Raw genomic sequence first — 23,371 nt, 5'->3', positions numbered from 1 at the left:
GCCGTCGTTCTTAGGACTCTTTTGACAGATACCGGGACTTCCGGGGCACGTAGCCCGTGGTACCTGCCCGAAAACTCGGTGGGTTATTGGCCCGCCAGATGTCCGGGGCCTGTGGTGGCGGCCATGCACTCTGCCGGGTCGCCCCGGGTGTCCAGCTCCCGCAGGGCGTTGACCTTCATAAGCCGGACGCGGTCTAGTCCACCCAGATCGTGGCTTCGTTGTCGTCGGCGCCCAATTCGCCGAACTCAAAGGTCCTGCCCGCGGTGTTGGCCGCGTAAGGCAGGACGGCTGCGAACACCGAACCGTCCCGGTGCTCGGCAGCCACATGGATGGCATCCGAGTCCTCTTCCACCAGCAGGATGTCACAAACGACGGCGGCCGCGCGGAAGTCCGCGCGGATCTGCCGGAGCAGCGCCTGCAGATCGCTGATCATGGTATCGGCATCGAAGTCCGCGTCCGTCCCCTCAGGCGCATCGGCGGGTGACACGGCGACAAGACGAACCTCACCGTCGTTCTGGACTGTCAGGGCGAAAGGCAGGAAGCCGCCGTTGCGCTCGAGTTGCTCCTGGGCGGCGCTGATGCCCGTTCCCAGGAGGTTCTCCAGGTCAGTTGCCGTCGTTTCAGGAACCGAGTCCCGCCAGGCGGACTGTCCCTCAGTGCCGGGCTGGATGGCGTCAGCCATGACAGCCTAGGCCCGGACCAGTGCCAGGACGCGGTCGCGGATCCGTTCCATGGTGGCGCGGTCCGTGGCTTCCGCGTTAAGGCGGAGGAACGGCTCGGTGTTGGACGGGCGCAGGTTGAACCAGTAGCTGCCGTCCTTGGCCGTGAATGTGCTGCCGTCCAGGGTGTCAATGGTGATGTCCTCACCGGCGAAAGCTTCCCGTACGCGCTCGACGGCGGCGGGCTTGTCGTCCACCTCGGAATTGATCTCGCCGGAGCTGATGTAGGGCTCGTACTCGCGGGCGAGCTCGGACAGCGGGCCGTCCTGCTCGCCGAGGGCCGCCAGGACGTGCATGGCGGCCAGCATGCCGGTATCGGCGTTCCAGAAGTCGCGGAAATAGAAGTGGGCCGAGTGCTCGCCGCCGAACACCGCACCCTCCTTGGCCATGACTGCCTTGATGAAGGAGTGGCCGACGCGCGTGCGGACTGCCCGGCCGCCATCGTGCTCCACCAGCTCGGCGACCGCGCGGGAGCAGAGGAGGTTGTGGATGATCGTGGGGGTGGTTTCGCCTTGGGCCTTGGCACGGGCGATTTCACGGCGCGCCACCATGCCCGTGATGGCCGACGGCGACACGGGCTCGCCCTTTTCATCGATGACGAAGCAGCGGTCGGCGTCGCCGTCGAAAGCCAGTCCGATGTCCGCGCCGTGCTTGATCACGGCAGACTGCAGGTCGCGGAGGTTTTCGGGTTCAAGCGGGTTGGCGGGGTGGTTGGGGAAGGAACCGTCCAGTTCGAAGTACAGAGGGATGATGTCGAACGGAAGCTTGGGCAGCAGTGCGTCGCCCAGGACCGCGGGTGTGGTGAGGCCGGCCATGCCGTTGCCGGCGTCCACCACCACCTTGAGCGGGCGGGAACCGGACAGGTCAACGAGCTTGCGCAGGTACTCCGCGTAGTCCTTGAGTACATCGCGGACACTGATCAGGCCGCGGCTGGCCGCTTCCGGGATGGTGCCGCTGTTAAGGTACTGCTCGGCGAGGGCCTGGATGTCCTTGAGGCCCGTCTCGGAGGAGATGGGGACGGCACCGGCCTTGGACATCTTGATGCCGTTGTAGCCGGCTGGGTTGTGACTGGCGGTGAAAGTGGCGCCGGCGCGGTTCAGGAAGCCGCACGCGAAGTACAGTTCGTCAGTTGAAATCAGGTCGAGCAGCTCGACATTGGCGCCGCGGGCCGATGCACCGTTGGCGAAGGCCTTGCTGAATTCGGGGGAGGAAGGACGCATGTCCCCGCCCACCAGGATCGTTTCGCCTTCGAGCTGCAGGACGTCCACGAACGCTGCCCCCACGGCTTCGACGATTTCGGCGGTGATGGACTCGCCCACAATGCCGCGGACATCGTAGGCCTTGAAGGATGCCGAGAGATCAAAAGTCGTTGTCTGTTCGCTAGTCACGGGCTTTATCTTACGGGCAAGCCTGCGCTCCGGTGGGGCGGCGTCCAGTGACATGTGGGAAACGTCGTGGCTCCGGGGAGTTTCCACATACGGGACCGGAGGATGCCCGCTGTCGGAGGCGGCTGGGATACTGAACCAATGGTCGATAACCAGCATGCAGCCACCCTGACCGACACACCTCCTTCGCCCGGCACGGCGTCCGCCGCTTCCGGTACCGGCTCAGCCACGCACCGCCAGGCGCTGGACGTTCTCCGCGAACTGGTGGGACATCCCGGGGCGGATTTCCACGAAGGGCAGTTTGAAGCCATCGAGGCGCTGGTCGACGGCGGGAGGCGGGCCTTGGTGGTCCAGCGCACCGGCTGGGGAAAATCGGCCGTGTACTTCGTCGCGTCCCTGCTCCTGCGCCGGCGGGGCGCCGGTCCAACGCTGATTGTCTCGCCCTTGCTTGCCCTCATGCGGGACCAGGTGGCTGCCGCTGCGCGGGCCGGCGTCCGCGCAGTGGCCATCAATTCCGCCAACCAGCTGGAGTGGGACACCGTGCGTGAACAGCTGGCGGCAGACGAGGTGGACGTCCTGCTCGTCTCTCCCGAAAGGCTTACCAACCCTTCCTTCCGGGAAAACCAGCTGCCCGAACTGATCCGGCGGACCGGACTGCTGGTCATCGACGAAGCGCACTGCATCTCCGACTGGGGGCACGACTTCCGGCCTGACTACCGCAGGATCGCGGACCTCATCACCCGGCTGCCTGAAGCCGTCCCCGTGCTTGCCACCACTGCCACGGCGAACTCCCGGGTGGTACACGATATTGAGGAACAGCTGGGAGCCGGCGTCCTTACCATCCGCGGCGCCCTGGGCCGGGATTCGCTCCGGCTGGGCGTACTGTCCCTTCCGGACTCCAGGCAGCGCCTGGGCTGGCTGCTGACGCATCTGGCGGATCTTCCGGGGAGCGGCATCATCTACACCCTCACTGTGTCGGCCGCGGAAGACACCGCCCGGCTCCTGTCCGAAGCCGGGCACCAGGTACTGTCCTACACCGGCCGGACCGATCCCGCGGACCGGGAACGCGCGGAGCAACTGCTGAAGGACAACCAGGTGAAGGCGCTGGTGGCTACCTCGGCACTGGGCATGGGCTTCGACAAGCCGGACCTCGGCTTCGTCGTCCACCTGGGCGCGCCCTCGTCACCCGTGGCCTACTACCAGCAGGTGGGACGCGCGGGCCGCGGCGCCGCCAACGCGGACGTCCTGCTCCTCCCAGGATCCGAGGACCGGGAAATCTGGCAGTACTTCGCCACCGCGTCCATGCCCTCCGAGGACAAGGCGGCCGCCGTTCTCACGGCACTGGCAGAGGCCGGCACCGCCCTCTCCACCGTCGCCCTGGAAGCGTGCGTGGACCTCCGCCGGACCCCGCTCGAACTGTTGCTCAAGGTCCTGTCCGTGGACGGAGCGGTGGAGCGGGTGGGCGGCGGCTGGCGGTCCACCGGACAGCCGTGGATCTACGACGCCGAACGCTACCAGCGGATTGCCCAGGCCCGGGTGGACGAGCAGGATTCCATGGTGATCTACCAGGACACGGCAGGGTGCCGGATGGAGTACATCACCTCGGTCCTGGACGATGAGACGGCGCACGCCTGCGGACGGTGCGACAACTGCGCCGGACGCTGGTTCCCGGTGGACGTGGCGGAGGATGCCACGACAGCCGCCGGCCAGACCCTCAGCCGGGCCGGCGGCATCCTTGAGCCGCGGCTGCAGTGGCCCAGCGGCATGGACCGCCTGGGCGTGCCGGTGAAGGGCAAACTGAAGCCCGGCGAAGGCCTCACGGAGGGTAGAATCCTGGCCAGGCTGACGGACCTGGGCTGGGGCAGTGCCCTGCGTGAACTCTTTGCCGCCGGCGCCGGGGACCGGCCCGTGGATCCGGGAATGCTGCAGGCGTGCGTCCAGGTGCTCCGTGAGTGGGGCGCCGGCGATTCCCGTACTCCTGGCTGGAGCGGCGCGGGAAGGCCGGCCGCCATCGTGAGTGTCCCGTCCCGGAGCAAGCCGCAGCTGGTGGGTTCACTGGCCAGGGGCATCTCGGAGATCGGCCGCATCCCCTACCTCGGCGAGCTGCAGTTGGCGCATGGCGGGCCCACCGGGAGCCGCGGCGGCAACAGCGCCTACCGGCTGGCCGGCGTCTGGGACCGGATCGTGGCCAGCCCCGAACTGGAAGCGGCACTGGCTTCAGCCCAAGGGCAAAGCGTGTTGCTCATCGACGACCTGGCGGACAGCCGGTGGACGCTCACTGTCGCGGGCCGCGCCCTTCGGCAGGCCGGAGCTGGTGCCGTTCTTCCGCTCGTTCTTGCCCAGGCCGGCTGACTTCCGCACCTGCATCACCCGGATACGCAAAAGGCCCCGGTCCGAAGATCGGGGCCAAACGCGGAGACGGGGGGATTTGAACCCCCGGTCGAGTTTAACCCCGACCCTTCATTAGCAGTGAAGTCCATTCGGCCGCTCTGGCACGTCTCCAATTGCTATTCCTAGCCCACCAAGGATACGCAGATCCGGGCATTCTGTGCAAAACGGCTCGATCAGTTCCGGAGGCACGCCAGGTGCCGGGCTTCGATCAGGAAGGATGCTGCGCCGGACGGACCATCCGGATCTCGCGGATGTTCTCCCACGCGGCAAGAACGTCCTCGGCGCCATCGGGCTCGAAGCCGAACCGGCGGTAGAAGCTGATCGCCCGGGCGTTGTCGCCGGCCACCCAGAGGCTGGCCGCCTCCTGCCCGATCGCACACTCCAGCAGCCGCCTTCCCAGGCCCAGTCCCTGGTGGGAGGCAAGCAGGTACAGGCCCCACAGTTCAAGGTCGCCGGAGGCGGGCGGCGGGTGGCCCTCGGGGGAACCGGGCCCGGGACCGTAACGGACACCTGCAAACCCGACGATCGTGCCGGCGTCGCACGCCACCCAGGCCTCGGCAGGGTCCGTCCGGTCCAGCAAATGCCGCCACAGCGCCACCCTGTTGGCGGGATCGACGCTGGCCAGGAAAGCATCAGACAACATCCCGCGGTAGGTTTCCCGCCAGCAGCGGATATGCACCTCGCCGAGCCGTTCGGCGTCGGCTGCGGCCGCGCGCCGCACCGATAGTTCCGGCATCACAAGTTCCCGCCCGCCAGTGCCTTCCACAGGAAATGCTGGCTGCGGGCCTGCAGCGCGGCGGCCTGCCGGTTGTCGGAGGCCCCGGCGTGGCCCCCCTCCAATGCCTCGTGGAACCAGACGTTGCGGATGCCCATGGCCAGCATGCGCGCGGCCATCTTGCGGGCCTGCACCGGTCCCACCCTGTCGTCCGAGGTGGCCGTCCAGATGAACGTGTTGGGGTAATCCACGCCGTCCCGAAGCAGGTGGTACGGGGAGAAGGTCCGAATGTACTCCCACTGCCCCGGCACGTCCGGGTCGCCGTACTCGGCAATCCAGGAGTGGCCGGCGGAGAGCTTGGTATAACGGCGCATGTCCAGCAGCGGAACGCCGCAGGAAACGGCGCCGAAAAGCTCCGGGTACTGTGTCAGCATGTTGCCCACCAGCAGGCCGCCGTTTGACCCGCCCACACAGCCCAGCCGCTCCCGCGAGGTGACCCCGCGGTTGATGAGGTCCCGGGCCACGGCGGCGAAGTCCTGGTACGCCTTGTGCCGGTTTTCCTTTAGCGCCGCCCGGTGCCAGGACGGCCCGTACTCGCCGCCGCCGCGGATGTTCGCCACCACGTAGACACCGCCGCGGGAGTGAGTGCCCCCACCGTCATTGCCGGGGATGCCGGCGGTCCTGCGTTCCAGCCACGCCCTGCCCACGGTGCCGCTGTAGGCGGGAGTGCGGGAAATTTCGAAGCCTCCGTAGCCGGACAGCTGGGTGGGATTCTGTCCATCCAGGGGCAGGTTCCGGGCGGCCACCTGGAAGTACGGGACGCGCGTGCCGTCGTCGGAGGCGGCGAAATGCTGCTGCACCTCATAGTCGCTGTCCGCAAAGAACGACGGCGACGCCTTCACCACCCCATGCCGGCTTCCCACGCCGGGGACCCCGCCGTCGTTATGGTTGCGTTCCAACGTTCCCCGCATCAGGGTGCTCGGCGTGGTGAAGCCTGTGGCGACCAGCCAGAAGTCATCGCCTGCACCGCCGTCGGCTGCTGCCTCGTCCTCGTCGTCCACCGCGTAGGCATTGACGTCGTGCAGGGGCGGGCAAGCATCCAGGGGACTCGATGCCCAGGCGCCGTCCGGACCTTCCGCGGGCCGGGACGGGTCCAGGACCCGGATCTCCGACGAGACGTCCCTGAGGAGGTTCAGGAGCAGGAAGTTCCGCGTCCAGCTCCATGACTGCAGGGAGGTGTGGGCGTCCGGGGTGAACAGGACGGCGAGGTCGCGTCCGCCGGAAAGGTAGTCCTCGAAGCCCGCGGCCAGCAGCGATCCGGCCGGGTAGGTGGTGCCGTCCAGCACCCAGTCCTGCTGCGGACGGAACAGCAGCCACTCACGGTGCGCGCTGACGTTGACGTCGGTGGGGACGTCGATAGCCACCCAGGAACCGTCCCGCAGCACGAGGTTTGTCCGGTTGAAGAAATCGATGTAGTCCATGGCAAAGGTGCGTTCAAAGCCCGGAGTGGAATCGTGGGCAACCACCGCCATCATGTGGTCCTCGGGGACCTCGAACAGCCGGGGAGCAGCGGAAAGGCTTTCGCTGCGCTTCAGGGTGACCGCGGTCCGCGCGTAGGAGGAGGCCGTCCGGGGCAGCCCGTCCGCGGTGGAGGCTACCAGCAGCGTGTCCGCATCCAGCCAGGACACGTTGCCCTTCGCCGTCGGCAGGTCGAAACCCCCGCCCGCAGGGTCAACAAAGGCCCGGGCCTCAACGTCGTATTCCCGGTACCGGTTGGCGTCACCGCCGTCGGGGGAGAGCGCCAGCAGGGCCAGCCGGTACGGTTCGCCGGCCGGCGGGCGGAGGAACGTGGCGCCGTGGAACACCCACTCCTCACCTTCGGCGGCGGCCAGCGCGTCCACGTCGAGCAGGACCTCCCACTCAGGGGAGTCAGTGCAGTAGCTCTCCCACGTGGTGCGGCGCCACAGGCCCTTGGGGTTTTGCTGGTCCCTCCAGAAGTTGTAGTACCAGTCGCCGCGCTTTCCCACCATCGGTATCCGGTCGGTGGAGTCGAGCACCTCCAGGATGCTGTCCTCGAGTTCCGCGTAGTCGGCGTCCTCCAGCAAATCCTCTGTACGGGAGTTCTGCTCCTTCACCCAGGCGAGCTGTTCTTCGCCGTAGATGTCCTCAAGCCAGACATTCTCATCGGTGGGCTCGGGCGCGATAGCGGCAGGAGCGCGTCCTGGATCAGCTGCAGTGGTGGTCATCCGCCCATCCAAACAACATCGGTGCCGGCGGGCAAGTCACGTGATCAGCCCGTACGCTGGATGCCGTGGAAAATACGCAGAGCATCCGGGCCGCCATCATCGGGGCCGGTCCCCGCGGCACCAGCGTGCTGGAACGGCTGCTCGCCCACGCCGCTGCCCGCAATTCTTCCGCCGGCCGCGCACTCCGGCTCCACATCGACGTCGTTGATCCCTACCCGGCGGGCCCGGGGCATGTCTGGCAGCCCGGGCAGTCGCGGCTGTACCTGATGAACACCCAGTCGTTCTACCCCACGCTGGTCCCGCAGGACCCATCCCTGCCGGCACCGCTGGCCGGCACCTCCTTTGACCAGTGGCGGGTCCGGCAGCTGCACCACCCGCTGCCCTCCCTCAGCGAAGACGAGCGCGCGGAGCTCGCCGTCCTCGGACCCAACGACTTCCCCAGCCGGGCCCTCTACGGCAGGTACCTGCGCTCCACCCTGGAGGAGGTGCTGGCCAAGGCGCCCGACGGCGTCACGATCGATTTCCATGAGACGTCCGCTGTGTCCGTACGCCCGGCAGGAGACGGCATGTACGACGTCGGCCTGGCCACCGGTGGGTTGCTCCGCACCGGGTCCGTGGTCCTGGCGCTGGGACACATTCCGTCGCGGTTGAATCCCGAACAGCGGGAACTGCAGGCCGCGGCGGAGCAGTTGGGCCTGCTGTACCTGCCGCCGGCGGTCCCCGCGGACGTCGACTGGTCCCGGGTCCCGGCGGGCGAACCGGTGCTGGTCCGCGGCATGGGGCTGAACTTCTTCGACACCGTGGTTGCGCTTACTGAGGGCCGCGGCGGAAAGTTCGTCCCGAACGGCGGGCGGCTGGAGTACGAACCGTCCGGCCAGGAGCCTTTGATCATCGCGGCGTCCCGGCGAGGCACCCCGTACCGGGCGAAGGCGGCGACGGAAGGCTACTACCCGGCGTCGGTCAGCCTCCGGTACCTGACGGAAGACGCGCTGGACCGGTTCCGCACAGCCGGGATCAAGCCGGGCTTCGACCACGACCTGTGGCCCCTGCTGCAGCGCGACACCCTCTGGGCCTACTACTCCACCCTCGTGCGCTCGCAGCCCGGTGCGGTGCCGGACCGGGCGGCCTTCCTTGCGGCGCTCGAGGAAGGCCTGCACCCGCATACCCACAGTGCGGGCAACTGGGAGGACAGCGTGGAAAGCGTGCTGGCCATCCACGTGGGCCCGCGCCACCGGCTGGACCTTGCCGGACTCGCCACCCCGCTGGCCGGCAGGTCCTTCGCCTCACGGGCGGAGCACGACGCCGCCGTGGTGGAGTACCTGCTGGATGACGCGCGGCGGTCCGCCATGGGCGAGGACGATCCCCTCAAGATGGCAATCGGCGCCCTCCACCACGGGCGTGCTGTGCTCAAAACAGCAGTGGCCGACGGCGGCATCACTGACGAGTCATGGGTTGCCGGGCTGCGTGGCTGGTTCGAGTCGTTTGTGGAGGGCCTCGCCAGCGGGCCGCCGGCGTTGCGTTCGGAGCAGCTGGCCGCGCTGGCGCGGGCCGGAGTTGTCAGCTTCGTGGGCCCGGATCCGAAGTTCGGTGTTGACCGCCGGAACCGGGTGTTTACGGCGGCCTCGCCGTGGGTCGACGGTCCGCCCGCTACCGCAGCCACAATGGTGGAAGCCCTGGCGCCCGGAAACCGGGTTTCGGCCAACGCTTCGCCGCTCCTTGGGCAGTTGCTGGCGGACGGCGCAGTCCGGCCGAAGCTTATGATGACGACGGAGGGGGTTCCCGTGCAGTCCACCGGCCTGGACGTGGTGCCGCATCCGTACCGGCCCGTGGCCGCCAACGGGGCTGTCAGCAAGGGGCTCTATGTGTTGGGGCTGCAGCTCTCGTCTGCTCAGTGGGGGACTGCGATCGCCGCCGAAGCCGTTCCGCGCAAGGGGCCGGTGTACCGCAGCGGGCAGCGCACACTCCGCGACGCCGACGAAATCGCTGCGGCCATTCTCGCCTCCGGACCGAGGCGGGTGCCGATCCGCCATTAGTTCCCGACGCGGAAACTCCGCCGTGACCCGCAACTATCGTCCTCCTCTGAGTTTTTGTCCAGGTATGCAGGGATAACTGCCCTAAAAGCCTGCATATCTGGACAAAAACTCAGGGATAAAGGAGGTGCCCCTCCTGGCCAGACGGCCGGAAGGGGCACCTCCTTGTCTTTCGGGTTTACCTGTTCGCCTTCAGGCAGGCCCGGTAGGCGGCCACGGCCTGGCCGTAGTTGCCCTGGCCCCTGACGTCCGAGGCGCGGCCCGGTTTGGCGGGCGGCACGCAGGCAGGCGGTTCCGGAGTGGATGCCGCTACCCGGACAGCGACCCTGACAGTGGTGCCGGATTCGACGGCGGTAAGCACCAGGGCACCGGTGCCGGCTGCCGCGCCTGCCGGGACAGCAAGGTTCACGCTGGCCGCCCCGCCGACTACCGGAACGGTACCCAGCTCCGTGGCGATGCCGGCTGCGTCCGTGAACACGGCCGTGAGCGACGTGTTGACCGGGCTGCCCAGGGACGTGAGGTCCAGCTTCGAGACACCCAGGGTTACCGGCCCACCGGGCTTGACCCCGTCGGCGGTGGTATTGGTGACAGCCACCGAACGCCGGGCGAAATCCGGTGAGAGGGGGCTGTTGTCCTGCAGGAAGCTGATCCACGCATCCCGGTCCACCAGCCCGGAGTCCCGGGTGTTGCTGCCCGCGGTGAAGATCCGGAAGTTGTCCCCGCCGGTGGCCAGGAAGCTGAACGTGCCCACCCGGTAGGACTTGGCCGGATCCAGCGGCTCACCGTGCACCCAAACAGAGGTGATGCGGTCACCGGCGGCGCGGGCGGCGTCGTAGGTGTAGTTCACGTTCTTCGACAGGCCCAGCTGGATGTACGCGCGGCTGGGCACCGTGCCGTCCGGGTTGGTCTGCCACTGCTGCTCCAACAGCGTCTTGAACTGCGCGCCGGTAAGGGACGTGGTCCAGAGGTTGTTCACGAACGGCAGCACCGCGTTGGCCTCGGCGTAGGTGATGGTGCCGTCCGGCGCGTAGTACAGCTCGTTCCGCAGTCCGCCTGCATTTACCACGCCGATTTCCGCGCCGCCCAGTTCCGCCGGCTGCAGCGAAGCCAGGAGCGAGTCGGCCACCAGGCTGCCCAGGGTGGATTCGCTGCCGCGGTCGTCGCGCTTGGGGGTGCCTGTGGCATCCGTGGTGAACGCGGTGGTGATGTCCGCCGTTACGAAGCCCACCGGCTGGTTGCCAATCACTGCGGCGTCGGCCAGCGCCTTCTTCACGATGGCGTCGACGGCGGCAACACGGGGGTAGGCCGCAACCAGGTCCGCTGCGGGAGCGGTAGTGCGCTTGATGTTGCCGGCCTTGTACGCGGTCACCTGCTTGGTGCCGGTGTCCACGGTCAGCTGGATCTGGCCCACATTTTCGCCGTAGTTGCCCGTCTGGACGATGGGACGGGTCTTGCCTTCGACATCCGGCACCGGCGCGTCCCAGGCGTATTCCTTGTGGGTGTGGCCTGTGAAGATGGCATCAACATCGGCGGAGGTTTCGGTGACCAGCTTGGCGAAGGGGCCGCCGGCTGCCACTTCTTCTTCCAAAGTGGCGCCTTCCACCACTCCCGAGCCTGCGCCGTCGTGGTTCACCACGATGATGACGTCGGCGAGGTTGCCCGCGGTGATTTTTGCCGCGGCCCTGTTGATGGCATCCACCGGATCGCCGAACTCGAGGTCGGCGATACCGGCCGGGGTCACCAGGGACGGAACCTCCTGGGTGACGGTACCGATCACCGCCACCTTGATCCCGTTCATGTCCAGGACCGTGTACTCCGGAAGCGCCGGCTCGGTGCTGCCCTTCCAGTACACGTTGGCTCCCAGGTAGGGGAACTTCGCGTTGGCTCCGCCGGCAATGACGCGGTCGCGCAGGTCTGCCCAGCCGCCGTCGAACTCGTGGTTGCCCACAGCGGACGCCTGGAGCTCCAGGGCGTTCAGCACGTCGATGGTGGGCTGGTCCTTCGCAACGGCGGAGGCGAACAGTGAGGCGCCGATGTTGTCGCCGGCGGAGAGGAAGGCCGTTGCGCCCGGAGCCGCGGCAGCGCGCAGCTGCTCGATCGTCCCGGCGAGCTGGACCAAGTTGGCGTCGATCCTGCCGTGGAAATCATTGATGCCCAGGAAGTTGAGGTCAACGGTGGCAGGTGCTGTGGACAGGTCCAGGCCCACCACCACAGGATCATGGTCGCTGGCGCGGAACTGGTCCGGTGCGTAGTAGTTGGTGGCGTTGTAGTTGTAGCGGCTGTACTCCAGCGCCACGGATTCCACGGAGTTGATGTTCCAGATGTCGGCGCCCGTCACCGCTGCATCCGCTGCCGGCGACGCCAGGATGTGGTCCAGCGAGCCGACCATTCCGCCGAACAGGTAGGAGTGCTTGGCCGAGCCGTCCGCGTTGCGCGCCTTCCCGTCCTGGTTGACGTACCCTGCGGCGGTCAGGACATTGATGGGGTCTTCCTTGGCGTAGGCGTTGAAGTCACCGATGAGGAATACCTTGTCGGTGACTTTTTCTTCCTGCAGCCGGGCGGCAAATTCCAACAGCGACTTGGCCTGCGCGGTACGTGCGAGGTTGGAAGCGCCCTGGCCCTGGTCCGTGTCCTCCGGTGTTGCCGCCGATCCCTTGGACTTGAAGTGGTTGGCGATCGCGATGAATTCGGTGCCGGCACCGCCGCCAACGGGCTTGAACACCTGGGCCAGCGGCTTGCGGGCAGAGGCGAACGTGGTGGTGTCGTTGTGGATGATGGACTCGCCAACCGGCTCCGCCACGGCCTTCTTGTAGATGAAGGCGGTGCGGATCATGTCCTCGTCGGCCAGCGGGGGCGCGTCGGCGGGTGAGCGGACATAGTCCCAGATGCCCGGCGCCGCCACGTTCAGGGCGTTCACCAGCTTGGCCAGGGCGTCGTCGCGGTTCTTGCCGAACTGCGCCGAGTTCTCGATCTCCATCAGCGTGACAACGTCGGCGCCCGCCTTGGTGATGGCGGCAACGATCTTGGCCTGCTGCCGCTGGAAGTTCTCGGCGTTGGCGGCACCGCGGGCGTCACAGCCGCCGCGCACCGTGACCGGGTTGCCCGCGCGGTCCTCGTAGTAGGTGCAGCCGGAAAGCTGGTCACCGGTGGTGGGGAAGTAGTTGAGGACGTTGAAGGAGGCGATCTTCAGGTTGCCGCCCACGGCGGCTGGGGCCTCCGTGCGCGTTGCGCCGAAGGTGGCAGGCTGGACGGCGGCCGCGTTGTCGGGTGTCAAGTGGGTCAGCGGCTGGAACTTCCAGGCGTTGTTGGCATAGCCCAGGACCACGTTGGTGGTGAACGTTGCCGGTGATCCAACGCGCACCGGGTCCGTGGTGGTCAGGTACGGCAGGGGCAGGGCCTTGTTGGCGGCGCTGCCCAGGAAGTTGGTGCTGGAACCGTCGTCGAGCTTGATGCCCCGGTCCGCGTTGTCCTGCACGACGGCGGCATGCCCGGCAGTGCCGAACGGCGCCACCGCGGTGGGCTGGACCAGGGGCGTGGTGCCGCCGGCCAGGCCGATTTCACCGTACTGGTTGAGGCTGTAGTTGTCCGTGACGGTCATGGGGCCCTGCGGCGCCAGGAGCATCCCTTCCAGGGCTTCCCGGAACGTTTCGTTGGCCGGCAGCGTAAAGGCCGTCGGCTTTACTTCGGGAGCAGCCTCGGCCAGTTTGGTCAGCCCGGACGCAATTCCAACGTTGAGCTGCGTCATGCCGTAGTACTCGGCCACGGTTCCGGTGAGCTGGACATAGTCGCCGATTCGGACAGAGGCAACGGTGGCGGGGGAGTAGACGAAGATGCCGTCCGACGCCGCGTGGTTGGTGGCGGTGAGGTCTCCGCCGGTACCGGCGGTCTGGAGGTAGTAGCCGTTCAGTCCACCCGTGGGAAAGACGGCGGTGACCTTGCCGGTGGTGGTTACCGTGGCGCCGGCCAGCGGGCTTGCGGAGCCGGTGCCCTGGATCTCTGCGATGGTCTTACTCACCGGGTCGGGGGTGGGCACGGGTTCCGGGGCGGTTCCGCCGGAGGGCGTTGGGGTGATGGTGGCGCTGAGCGTAAAGTCGGCGGCGTTGTTGTTGGTGTCCACCGCGTTCGTGCGGTTCAGGCTTTTGACGTCCGAATTTCCGGACGGTGCTGGCGCAAGCTGCGTCTCGTAGGTGTTGGATGAGCCGTAGCCAAGGAGGTCGGCAACGCCCGCAGGTTCCACCTGCGAACCGGTGGAAAGCGCGACGGCGGCGGGCTGCTTGGCGAGGACGATGGTGCCGGTTGTGCCGCTCGGGTTAAGGGAACTTACCAGGTCAGGTGCGGGCAAAGCGGCGCCGATGGTGCCGTTGCTGCCGCCCTGCACCAGGTAGTGGCCCTTTGCCGGGATGGAGCCCGAGAGGGCGGCGACGCCCGTGGGAACGCCTGTGCCAGTGGCGGCCCGGTACTGCAAGGACCAGCCGTCCAGGGACACCGGAGCGTCCGAGGTGTTGTAGAGCTCCACGAACTTGTTCTTGAAGGCGGCGCCGGAGCTGCCGCCACTCAGGTATGCCTCGTTGATGACAACGGGTGAGGTTCCAGCCGCGGCTGAGACCACCGCGGCTGAATCGTCGGCTGCTGCCGGAAGTGCTGCCAGGGGTGCTGCGATTAGACCCGTTGACAACGCTGTCCCCAGCGCCAGTTTCCAAGGTGTTTGATGCATCCGCTCTTACTTTCAGAAGGGTGTCCCGGTAGGGGACCCGATGGAGTGCCCGGGTTGTACCAACGGACAAGTGGCCCGGATCCTGCTCCTGGTCAAGTGGTGTTCCGGCACATCACAACAGCGCTGAATGAACGCAAGGTGGCTAGTGCATGCATTCGGCGGGACGCTCCCCAGCGGAACGTGCTGCCCACCGGCCTGGAGCCCCCGTAGCCCGGTTCCGGTGACGCTGTTGATGGAGATGGCCGGCATGCAGACCCTAAAAATATGCCGGTCATCACAAAGAATACCGGCCGGTAGCTTTGAGCTACGGCCGGTAGTCAGAAATTTTTCCGGTGCGGCTGCTGCGGCACCTGGGGCGGTTCAGGTGGTTTGTTCGGCCGCCGGTCCTGCAATAACCCTGAAGACTGCGCCGGTGGGATCCGCCAGCTGGGCCACCTTCCCGAAGTCGCTGTCGGAGGGGCCGTCCTGCAGCGTTGCACCCAGGGCTGTGGCCCGTTCCACGGTGGCGTCCGTGTCCTCCACCGCAAAGTAGACCTGCCAGTGCGAAGGGATTCCGGCGGGCAGGTAGCCTGAGGCGTCCATGATTCCGGCCTGGGCAGTCATGCCTGAGCCCATTGTCGTGTAGCGGAAGTCGGGGGCATTGCTCATAACCTCGGTCTCCCAGCCGAATACATCCTGGTAAAACTTGACGGCCGCGGCGTAGTCCTTGGCGTGGAGTTCGTGCCATGCGGCAGTTCCCGGCTCCCCGACGAGTTCGTAGCCCAGCATTTCCCGGGGTTGCCAGACGCCGACGACCGCGCCGGTGGCGTCGCCGAAAATAGCCATGTGCCCCTGCTCCGGGACATCCGTAGGCGGCATGTGGACCTGCCCGCCGTGGGTTTCCACCGCCTTCAAGGTGGCCGAAGCGTCGTCCACCCGAAGGTATGTTGACCAGGCATCCGGCACTCCAACCTGGGTGTCGTCCTTTTGCAAAAGCCCTGCAACCTGCTTGCCGTTCTTCCGGGCGGTCACATAGCCGCCGTACTTTTCCTCGTCGTCGGTCCCGTAGTCCCAGCCGAAGAGTTCGCCGTAGAAGCGCCGGGCTGCGGCAACGTCCGTAGTCATCAGGTCGATCCAGCAGGGTGCGCCGGGGGTGGGTACAGGGCTGGGCATGGCTCTCTCCTCTTGGTATGCGCGGCAGGCTGTGGCCTTCGGGATGGAACACCCCGACCATATTGAGAGGGTCTGACACTTTCAAGAGGTGCCGGCATGCGGAAAATCCCCTGCCGGCCAGCAGGCGGACAGGGGATTTCTGCGCGGAAGGTAAGAGATTCGAACTCTTGGTACGGGGTTACCGCACACTGGTTTTCAAGACCAGCTCCTTCGGCCGCTCGGACAACCTTCCTCAACTAGTAGTGTTTCATAGGCACTTGCCTGCAACAAAACAGGGCCCCGGGCACGTACGGGGCACACTGGTTGCAGGCAGTATTCAGTCAGGAACGGGAGTGGTCCATGAAAGCCGTCTACATTTCGGAACCGGGCGGCCCGGAGGTCCTGGAGGTCCGCGAGGCCGAGGTGCCGGTGCCCGGTCCCGGCGAGGTGCTGATCGACGTCGTGGCCGCGGGCCTGAACCGCGCGGATGTGCAGCAGCGGCGTGGCTTCTACCCGCCGCCCGCCGGTGCCTCCGACATCCCGGGGCTGGAGGTGTCCGGCCGGATCGCCGGCTTTGGCCCGGGAGTAAGCAAGGCTTTTTCGCTTGGCGACAAGGTAGTGGCGCTCCTTGCCGGCGGCGGATACGCCCAGCAAGTGGCGGTGCCGGCCGAGCAGGTGCTGCGGGTCCCGGAAGGCGTGGACCTGGTGACGGCGGCTTCGCTCCCCGAGGTGTCCGCTACGGTTTACTCCAACCTGATCATGACAGCCCAGCTGCAGCCGGGTGAGACGGTGTTGATCCACGGCGCTACGGGCGGCATCGGCACCATGGCCATCCAGCTCGCCAAGGCCTATGGCGCCAAGGTGGCCGCCACCGCCGGCACGGATGAGAAAGTCAGCACAGCAAAAGCCTTCCTTGGGGCAGATATCGCCATTAACTACACGGAGGAGGACTTTGCCGAGAGCCTTCGCCGGCAAAACGGCGGACTTGGCGCGGACGTGATCCTCGACGTCGTCGGCGCCAAGTACCTGTCGCAGAACGTGGACGCGCTGGCTGACTACGGGCGGCTGGTGGTCATCGGGTTGCAGGGCGGTACCAAGGGCGAGCTGGATCTGGGACAGCTCCTCAAAAAGCGGGCCGCGGTGGTGGCCACCGCGCTGCGGCCGCGCCCGGTGGAGGAAAAGGGCGCCATCATGAATGCGGTCCGGGACGCCGTATGGCCGATGGTCAGCGACGGACGCATCCGCCCCCTGGTCGCCAAGACCTTCCCGCTGGACCAGGTCCAGGCCGCGCACCGGTACTTCGACAGCGGAGACCACGTGGGCAAGATCCTCCTGCTCATGTAACACAGACCAAAGGAGCAGCATGTCCATCCGCCACAGCCTCCTCGCCCTGCTCCAGGACCAGCCGCGCTACGGTTACCAGCTGCGGGTCGAGTTCGAGAACCGGACAGGGTCAACCTGGCCGTTGAATATCGGCCAGGTGTACACCACACTTGACAGGCTGGAGCGGGACGGGCTGGTGGCCAGGAAGGGTGACGACGGCGAGGGCCACGTCATCTACAGCATCACCGATAAAGGCCAAGCCGAGGTGCAGGGATGGTTCGCCGCACCCGTGGAACGCAACAACCCGCCCCGGAATGAGCTGGCCATCAAGCTGGCGCTCGCCGTCACCCTGCCGGGAGTCGACGTGCAGGCGGCTATCCAGGCCCAGCGTGTGGCTTCCATCAAGGCATTGCAGGACTATACGAAGGCCCGCCGCGATACTGCCGCCGGCCAGCGCAGCGGCGACACCGCCTGGCTGCTGGTCCTCGACTCACTCATCTTCCAGACAGAAGCGGAAGTCCGCTGGCTGGACCTCTGCGAGGCCAGGATGGTCCAGCAGGCCCAGCCGGCCGGGACAAACCCGGCCCGCAAGACGGTCAACGGGGTTCCGGAAGCCGCCGCACCCCTCAACGCGGACAGCCGCAGGTGAGCAGCCGGACGGCGTCGCTCGGCGCTGCCGGCCTGCCGTTCACCGCAGCGCCGATAGGTGGGCGGCAAAACGCATCCCCATTGGTATCCGGCGTTGGTAAGGTGCCTTGGTAAGGGGGAGACTCGCACCCATCTCAAGGAGGAGACATGGCCGAAACGCCTGAACGTCGGAATGGTTCATCCCGGAGGGAGGGTGCTGTGGCCACAGATCCGGTCCTTCCCCCTGCAGCCGTGGACGAAGACGTCCGGGAGGCAGAGGAGAGGAAGTGGACGCCCGGAAAGATCGCCCTCTGGGGTGCGATCGCGCTGCTGGGCGGCGTTGCGTGGTTCATGCTCGCGGTGATCCGCGGGGAGACCGTCAACGCGATGTGGTTCGTGTTTGCCTCGGTGTGCACGTACCTGATCGCTTACCGGTTCTACTCCAAAGTGATTGAACGGTACATCACCAAACCCGATGACCGCAGGGCCACTCCCGCCGAGTACAAGGCGGACGGCAAGGACTACGTCCGGACTGACCGGAACGTCCTGTTCGGCCATCACTTCGCGGCCATCGCCGGGGCCGGTCCGCTCGTGGGTCCGGTGCTCGCGGCGCAGATGGGCTACCTGCCCGGCACTATCTGGATCATCGTCGGCGTCGTCCTGGCCGGTGCGGTGCAGGACTACCTGGTGATGTTCTTCTCCATGCGGCGCGGCGGCCGATCGCTCGGGCAGATGGCCCGCGAGGAGTTCGGCGTTGTTGGCGGCACCGCCGCCCTGATAGCCACGCTCCTGATCATGGTGATCATCGTCGCCATCCTGGCGCTCGTCGTCGTCAATGCCCTGGGTGAAAGCCCGTGGGGCGTGTTCTCCGTTGGCATGACCATCCCCATCGCCTTGTTTATGGGCATCTACCTGCGCTACCTGCGCCCCGGCAAGGTCATGGAAGTGTCCATCATCGGCTTTGTGCTGCTGATGGCAGCCATCATCGGCGGCGGCATCGTGGCCGAAACCCCGTGGGGCGCGGACATCTTCACCCTTGACCGGGTGACCATCGCCTGGGGCATCATCATCTACGGCTTCATCGCGGCCATCCTGCCGGTGTGGCTGCTCCTGGCCCCGCGCGACTACCTGTCCACGTTCATGAAGATCGGCGTGATCGTGATGCTGGCTGTGGCCATCATCGCCGTCCGCCCGGAGATCAGCGTTCCGGCGTTCAGCGAGTTCGCCAGCCGGGAGAACGGGCCGGTGTTCCCCGGCGCGCTGTTCCCGTTCCTGTTCGTCACCATCGCCTGCGGCGCCTTGTCCGGTTTCCATGCCCTGATTTCCTCCGGCACCACGCCCAAGCTCGTGGAGAAGGAACGCCAGACCCGCTTCATCGGCTACGGCGGCATGCTGATGGAATCTTTCGTGGCCATCATGGCGCTGGTCGCCGCGATCTCCATCGACCGCGGACTCTACTTCGCGATGAACGCGCCGGCCGCGCTGACCGGCGGCACGGTGGAAACTGCTGCCACGTGGGTGAACAGCCTGGGCCTGACCGGCGTGAACATCAGCCCGGACCTGCTGTCGCAGACCGCGGAGAACGTGGGTGAGGAAAGCGTTGTGTCCCGCACCGGCGGCGCCCCCACCCTCGCCCTTGGCTTGGCCCACATCATGCAGCAGTTCATCGGCGGGACCGCCATGATGGCGTTCTGGTACCACTTCGCCATCATGTTCGAGGCCCTGTTCATCCTCACCGCAGTGGATGCCGGCACCCGCGTGGCCCGGTTCATGCTGCAGGACTCAATTGGCAACTTCGTCCCCAAGTTCAAGGAACACTCCTGGCGGCCCGGTGCGTGGATTTGCACGGCTATCATGGTCGCCGCGTGGGGCGCGGTGCTGCTGATGGGCGTCACTGACCCGCTGGGCGGCATCAACACCCTGTTCCCGCTGTTCGGCATCGCCAACCAGCTCCTCGCGGCCATCGCCCTGTCTGTGTGCCTGGCAATCGTGGCCAAGCGCGGGACCTTCAAGTACCTGTGGATCGTCGCGCTGCCGCTGGCGTTCGCCGCGGTGGTCACCATCACCGCCAGCTACCAGAAGATCTTCTCCCCGGTGCCCGCCGTGGGGTACTTCGCCAACAACGCCGCGTTCAGCAAAGCCCTGGCCGAGGGCAAGACCGAATTCGGCACGGCCAGGACCGTGACCGCCATGGAAGCCGTGGTACGCAACACCGCCATCCAGGGCTGGCTGTCCGTGATCTTCGTGGTCCTGAGCATCATCGTCATTGCGACGGCGGTGCTCGCCACGGTGAAGGCGTTCCGCAGCCGGGCGGCAGGCACAGCCATAACGGACACCGAGGATCCGGCACGGCCGTCCCGGGTCTTCGCTCCGTCCGGGCTGGTCCCGACACCCGCCGAGCGCCAGCTGCTGGCTGAATGGGAGAAGGTCCCTGCCGACCTCCGGTTCGAGCGGGCAGGGCACCACTGATGAGCACCGGACTTGCAGCCCTCTCCACCGGGTTCAAGGGCTTCGCACGGTACCTGGGCGGGGTCCTGGGTGCCGACGCGTACACCAAGTATCTGGAGCACCACCGCCAGGCCGGGCACCGGGAACCGCCGATGACCGAACGGGAGTTCTGGCGTGACCGGACCGACCGGCAGGACAGCAACCCGCAGGGACGGTGCTGCTGATTTTGCCTGCAGCGGACAAGCGCGTCAGGGAGGTTCATCGAGTGGACCCCGGGCGGATCGCTCATGAGAGTATGAACGCATGAGCGATCCGAACCCCACTCAGGCAGCTGAGGACCTTCCGGTAGAAGGCACTCCCATCGATGACAGCCAGGCGCCCGTGCCTGCGCAGCCGTCCCCTGTGGACGGTGCCAAGAAGGGCAGCAACCTGCAGGACCTGGTGGACGAACCAGCCAAGGTGATGCGGATCGGCACCATGATCCGGCAGCTCCTGGAAGAGGTGAAGTCCGCCCCGCTGGATGATGCCGCGCGGGGCAGGCTGGCTGAAATCCACGAGCGCTCGATCAAGGAGCTGGAAGACGGCCTGGCTCCGGAGCTCGTGGAGGAACTGGACCGGATCAGCCTGCCATTCTCGGATGAAGCCACCCCCTCCGACGCGGAGTTGCGTATTGCGCAGGCACAGCTGGTGGGCTGGCTTGAGGGCCTGTTCCACGGGATCCAGACCGCTATCGCTGCCCAGCATGCGGCACGTGAGCATGCGGCGGCGCAGCAGCAGCTGCGCCAGCTCCCGCCTGGCACAATGATCGCTCCCGGCGTGGTAATCGGGGAGAACGGCGAGCCGCAGCGCGCGTCAGCCGGTCCCCGGCCCGGAGCCCCCGTGCAGCCGGGCCGGCGCGACGACCCGGACCACGGTCCCGGACAGTATTTGTAGGCTTCGCTTGGGCTTTTTCAGCGCCGCCAGGCAGGGGCGCAAGGATGATGCGGAACTGGGGAAGGGGCTGTGGCGGCGCGCCCACGACCGCTTCCATCGGGGACTGGACCGCTTCCACCAGGTGCTGGAAGGCGTGGAGGATGACCAGCTGTACGAGGAGCTGGTGGAGATTGCCAATGACCTTGCACTGCTCCTCGAACGCGTGAGGGCCGTCTGCGTGGAAGCCCAAAGGCGCTCGCCCAGTGAGGGTATGGACATCCCGGCCGCCTTGTCAGGGGTCCACCGCGCGCTGTCCAAGGCCGGTAACTCCCTGGCCGCCACGGCCGAAGCGGCCGCGATGCTGCGGCTCGCCGTCGGGCCTGTGCCGGTAGGAGCGGCCTCCGTGCGGCGCCGCGCCGAGGCCGTGTTCCATCAAGTGGCCGACGCCGAGCGGCACCTGCACGAGGCTGCATCCTGACCCCGCTGGTTTATTCCCATTAACGCGGGAATTTTTGGCGTTACGCGCCTGGCTGACACCGGCGCTTTATGCCTTTGGCCGGTCCAGGCATTTGGCAGGATGAAGGAATGACTTTTTCACCTTCACTGACGTTCAATGACGGAAATACGATTCCCCAGCTTGGCTACGGAGTGTGGCAGGTTGAGGACAACGTGGCGGAGAAAGTGGTCCGCCAGGCCTTTGAAGCCGGCTTCCGCCATATCGACACCGCCAAGATCTACGGTAATGAGGCCGGCGTGGGACGTGCCATCGCCAGTTCCGGGCTTTCGCGTGAAGAAATCTTCATCACTACCAAGCTGTGGAACGCGGACCAGGGCTACGAGTCCACGTTGGCAGCCTTCGAAGAGTCCATGGACCGGCTTGGCCTCGAGACGCTGGACCTGTACCTGATCCACTGGATGCAGCCCAAGCAGGACAAGTATGTGGATACCTGGAAGGCGCTGATCGAGCTTCAAAAGCGCGGCCGGGTGAAGTCCATTGGTGTTTCGAACTTCACCGTTGAAGGCCTGCAGCGCCTGATCGACGAGACCGGTGTGGTTCCCGCCATCCACCAGATTGAACTGCACCCGTACTTCAGCCAGCGCGAACTGCGCGAATTCGGTGCCTCAAAGGGCATCCTTACCCAGGCCTGGTCACCCCTGGGCCAGGGCGGCGAACTCCTCGAGGACTCCGCGGTGGCGCGCATTGCCGCGAAGCACCAGGCGACCCCCGCGCAGGTCATCATCGCCTGGCACCTTGCCATCAACAACGTTGTGATCCCCAAGTCCGTGACCGAGTCGCGGATCCGCGAGAACTTCGCGGCGCTGGAGGTGTCCCTGGACGCCGAGGACATCGAAGCGATCCATGCGCTGGACCGCACTGCCAGCGGTGAAGGCCGCATCGGGGCTGACCCCGCAATTTCCGACTTCGCCTAAGCTAAGCGAAGCCGTCTGCCCGAATAAGCGGACGCGGAGCCCGTACTCCCTGGTTTCCAGGCAGTGCGGGTTCCGTCATTTAAGCCGCCGGGGGTCGGCCAAAGCGGCCATCGCACGGGGTCAGGCAGCGATCCGGGCCGGTTCCGCCGTAACGGCGTCGATGACAACCCAGCTGTCCTCACCGTGGCAGTGCCTGCTGGCGAACCGCTGGGCCTCGGCCATAGTGTCGAAGACCTCCGCCCGGGACCGGCCGCAGTCGGCATCGAAGTACGTGACGTGAAATTCCTGTACCGTCTTGTTTTCCATAAATCCAGTCTGCAACCGGGCTCTGACAATTTCCGCAATCAGCCCCGCGTGTTGCCCAGCCGCAGGACCCTCTCCTGGGCAAGCATGGCTGTCCGGCCCGCTTTGTCGGCTGCCCGGGCCGCCTGTTTCGCCTCGGCGGCCGTCGCTGCCAGCCTTTTCCGCGCCCGGTCCAGTTGCTCTTCCGCGCTCTTCAACCGGTTCCGGAGTTCTGCTGTTTCCTCAACCAGGGCGGCGATCTCGCTTTGCGTTTCGTCCACCTGTTCCTGCAGTTCCTGCGCGAGGCCGCTGGTCCGCGCTTCTTCCTCCTGCGCTTCCGCCAGGGCCGTTTTGGCCTTTTCAAGGGCCGGCAGTGAGACAGGACGGGGCGGCGCCTGCCTGACTGCCTCGAGCCGTGGCTTGGCTGCCTTGGGCTGGGAGGTGCGCGCCGTCGTCGTACGCTGCTTCTTCTCCCGTGCTGGTGCAGGCGTCCGCGCCGGGGGAGCGGCGGGAACTGCTACGGCTCCCTCCAGGTCGGCGGCGCTCACCCCGTCCGCCGACAGCGTTTTCAGGAGGCGCCCGCTGCGGACAGCCGCTGCCGCCCCTTCATCGGCCGTCAGGGCCCGGAGAGTCTCCTCCACATCGTTTGCAATGGTGTCGCTGATGGCCCTGCCCTTTTCCTGGACAACTGTACGGACAGTGTCGACGGCGGCGGACAGCATGGCGCGGCGCTCCCGTCCCAGCTCGCGGAGGGCAGGGGCATCAAGTGACGCCTGTGCGTCACGCATCCGGGCACCGAGGTCCGCAAGGCCGGCAAGGACGTCCGGCTGGTGCAGGGCGAGCATGTTGACTGCCCAGGCCGCCACGGAGGGCTTGGGCAGGGCCTTCACGGCCGTACCCAGCTCCTTGTCCTGCCCGGCAGCTTCCTTTGCCGCCGCTGTCCTGGCCGTTACGAAGTCCTCAAGGGGCACGGCATACAGCCCGTTTGCGATGTCTGCCAGGGCCTGCTCGTCCATG

17 protein-coding genes and 2 tRNA genes are annotated in these 23,371 nt (G+C 66.6%); 9 read left to right on the top strand and 10 right to left on the bottom strand.

What is annotated here, in order from left to right; all coding sequences use genetic code 11:
* Positions 1-193: 193 nt before the first annotated feature.
* A complete protein-coding gene (locus FDW83_RS17160; protein WP_138139292.1) occupies positions 194-682 on the bottom strand; it encodes a hypothetical protein in 489 nt (162 codons plus the stop codon).
* A 6-nt stretch (positions 683-688) separates the two neighbouring features.
* Positions 689-2,107 carry a phosphomannomutase/phosphoglucomutase gene (locus FDW83_RS17155; protein ID WP_138139291.1) on the bottom strand — a complete coding sequence of 473 codons (1,419 nt, stop codon included), beginning with the start codon at positions 2,105-2,107 and terminating at the stop codon, positions 689-691.
* A gap of 138 nt (positions 2,108-2,245) precedes the next feature.
* Between FDW83_RS17155 and FDW83_RS17150 the strand changes: the two genes are divergently transcribed.
* Complete coding sequence (locus FDW83_RS17150; RefSeq protein ID WP_171027601.1) at positions 2,246-4,456, top strand: RecQ family ATP-dependent DNA helicase; 2,211 nt, start codon at positions 2,246-2,248, stop codon at positions 4,454-4,456.
* A 61-nt stretch (positions 4,457-4,517) separates the two neighbouring features.
* Here the strand turns inward: FDW83_RS17150 and FDW83_RS17145 are convergent.
* The 3 genes from FDW83_RS17145 to FDW83_RS17135 form a co-directional block, all read right to left on the bottom strand.
* Positions 4,518-4,606, bottom strand: a tRNA-Ser gene (locus FDW83_RS17145).
* A 97-nt stretch (positions 4,607-4,703) separates the two neighbouring features.
* The gene (locus FDW83_RS17140; protein WP_138139290.1) at positions 4,704-5,231 is read right to left on the bottom strand and encodes a GNAT family N-acetyltransferase; all 528 of its coding nucleotides are present in this window, start codon (positions 5,229-5,231) and stop codon (positions 4,704-4,706) included.
* The gene (locus FDW83_RS17135; protein WP_138139289.1) at positions 5,231-7,456 is read right to left on the bottom strand and encodes a prolyl oligopeptidase family protein; all 2,226 of its coding nucleotides are present in this window, start codon (positions 7,454-7,456) and stop codon (positions 5,231-5,233) included. The genes FDW83_RS17140 and FDW83_RS17135 overlap by 1 nt, the downstream gene beginning before the upstream one ends.
* A 65-nt stretch (positions 7,457-7,521) precedes the next feature.
* Between FDW83_RS17135 and FDW83_RS17130 the strand changes: the two genes are divergently transcribed.
* The gene (locus FDW83_RS17130) at positions 7,522-9,489 is read left to right on the top strand and encodes an FAD/NAD(P)-binding domain-containing protein (protein WP_138139288.1); all 1,968 of its coding nucleotides are present in this window, start codon (positions 7,522-7,524) and stop codon (positions 9,487-9,489) included.
* 175 nt (positions 9,490-9,664) lie between these two features.
* Here the strand turns inward: FDW83_RS17130 and FDW83_RS17125 are convergent, their stop codons facing one another.
* The 3 genes from FDW83_RS17125 to FDW83_RS17115 form a co-directional block, all read right to left on the bottom strand.
* The gene (locus FDW83_RS17125) at positions 9,665-14,200 is read right to left on the bottom strand and encodes an ExeM/NucH family extracellular endonuclease (protein ID WP_138139287.1); all 4,536 of its coding nucleotides are present in this window, start codon (positions 14,198-14,200) and stop codon (positions 9,665-9,667) included.
* 360 nt (positions 14,201-14,560) lie between these two features.
* Positions 14,561-15,352 (bottom strand): VOC family protein, encoded by a 792-nt coding sequence (locus FDW83_RS17120; RefSeq protein ID WP_138139286.1) that lies wholly within the window; start codon positions 15,350-15,352, stop codon positions 14,561-14,563.
* A gap of 144 nt (positions 15,353-15,496) precedes the next feature.
* Positions 15,497-15,584: transfer RNA gene (locus tag FDW83_RS17115), tRNA-Ser, on the bottom strand.
* Between the two features lie 107 nt (positions 15,585-15,691).
* Here FDW83_RS17115 and FDW83_RS17110 point away from each other — a divergent pair.
* The 7 genes from FDW83_RS17110 to FDW83_RS17080 all read left to right on the top strand — a co-directional run bounded on the left by FDW83_RS17110 (position 15,692) and on the right by FDW83_RS17080 (position 22,072).
* A complete protein-coding gene (locus tag FDW83_RS17110; protein WP_138139285.1) occupies positions 15,692-16,675 on the top strand; it encodes an NAD(P)H-quinone oxidoreductase in 984 nt (327 codons plus the stop codon).
* A gap of 19 nt (positions 16,676-16,694) precedes the next feature.
* The gene (locus tag FDW83_RS17105; RefSeq protein WP_138139284.1) at positions 16,695-17,303 is read left to right on the top strand and encodes a PadR family transcriptional regulator; all 609 of its coding nucleotides are present in this window, start codon (positions 16,695-16,697) and stop codon (positions 17,301-17,303) included.
* 146 nt (positions 17,304-17,449) lie between these two features.
* The gene (locus FDW83_RS17100; protein WP_138139283.1) at positions 17,450-19,750 is read left to right on the top strand and encodes a carbon starvation CstA family protein; all 2,301 of its coding nucleotides are present in this window, start codon (positions 17,450-17,452) and stop codon (positions 19,748-19,750) included.
* Positions 19,750-19,953 carry a YbdD/YjiX family protein gene (locus FDW83_RS17095; RefSeq protein ID WP_138139282.1) on the top strand — a complete coding sequence of 68 codons (204 nt, stop codon included), beginning with the start codon at positions 19,750-19,752 and terminating at the stop codon, positions 19,951-19,953. Before FDW83_RS17100 ends, FDW83_RS17095 begins: the two co-directional genes overlap by 1 nt.
* Before the next feature lie 79 nt (positions 19,954-20,032).
* Complete coding sequence (locus FDW83_RS17090) at positions 20,033-20,662, top strand: bacterial proteasome activator family protein (protein WP_138139281.1); 630 nt, start codon at positions 20,033-20,035, stop codon at positions 20,660-20,662.
* Positions 20,663-20,669: 7 nt separating this feature from the next.
* On the top strand, positions 20,670-21,119 hold the full coding sequence (locus tag FDW83_RS17085) for a hypothetical protein (RefSeq protein WP_138139280.1): 450 nt from the start codon (positions 20,670-20,672) through the stop codon (positions 21,117-21,119).
* Between the two features lie 107 nt (positions 21,120-21,226).
* Positions 21,227-22,072, top strand: coding sequence for an aldo/keto reductase (locus FDW83_RS17080; protein ID WP_138139279.1), 846 nt, complete (start codon positions 21,227-21,229; stop codon positions 22,070-22,072).
* A gap of 120 nt (positions 22,073-22,192) precedes the next feature.
* On the opposite strand, the gene FDW83_RS17075 is transcribed toward FDW83_RS17080, so the two are convergent.
* Together FDW83_RS17075 and FDW83_RS17070 are read right to left on the bottom strand one after the other, a co-directional pair.
* The gene (locus FDW83_RS17075) at positions 22,193-22,378 is read right to left on the bottom strand and encodes a hypothetical protein (RefSeq protein WP_138139278.1); all 186 of its coding nucleotides are present in this window, start codon (positions 22,376-22,378) and stop codon (positions 22,193-22,195) included.
* Positions 22,379-22,416: 38 nt separating this feature from the next.
* The gene (locus tag FDW83_RS17070; protein WP_138139277.1) at positions 22,417-23,370 is read right to left on the bottom strand and encodes a hypothetical protein; all 954 of its coding nucleotides are present in this window, start codon (positions 23,368-23,370) and stop codon (positions 22,417-22,419) included.
* Position 23,371 lies beyond the last annotated feature (1 nt).

It is taken from the genome of Pseudarthrobacter sp. NamE2 (genome assembly GCF_005796205.1).
GTDB lineage: Bacteria > Actinomycetota > Actinomycetes > Actinomycetales > Micrococcaceae > Arthrobacter.
This window is presented reverse-complemented; position numbering and strand designations above follow the sequence as displayed.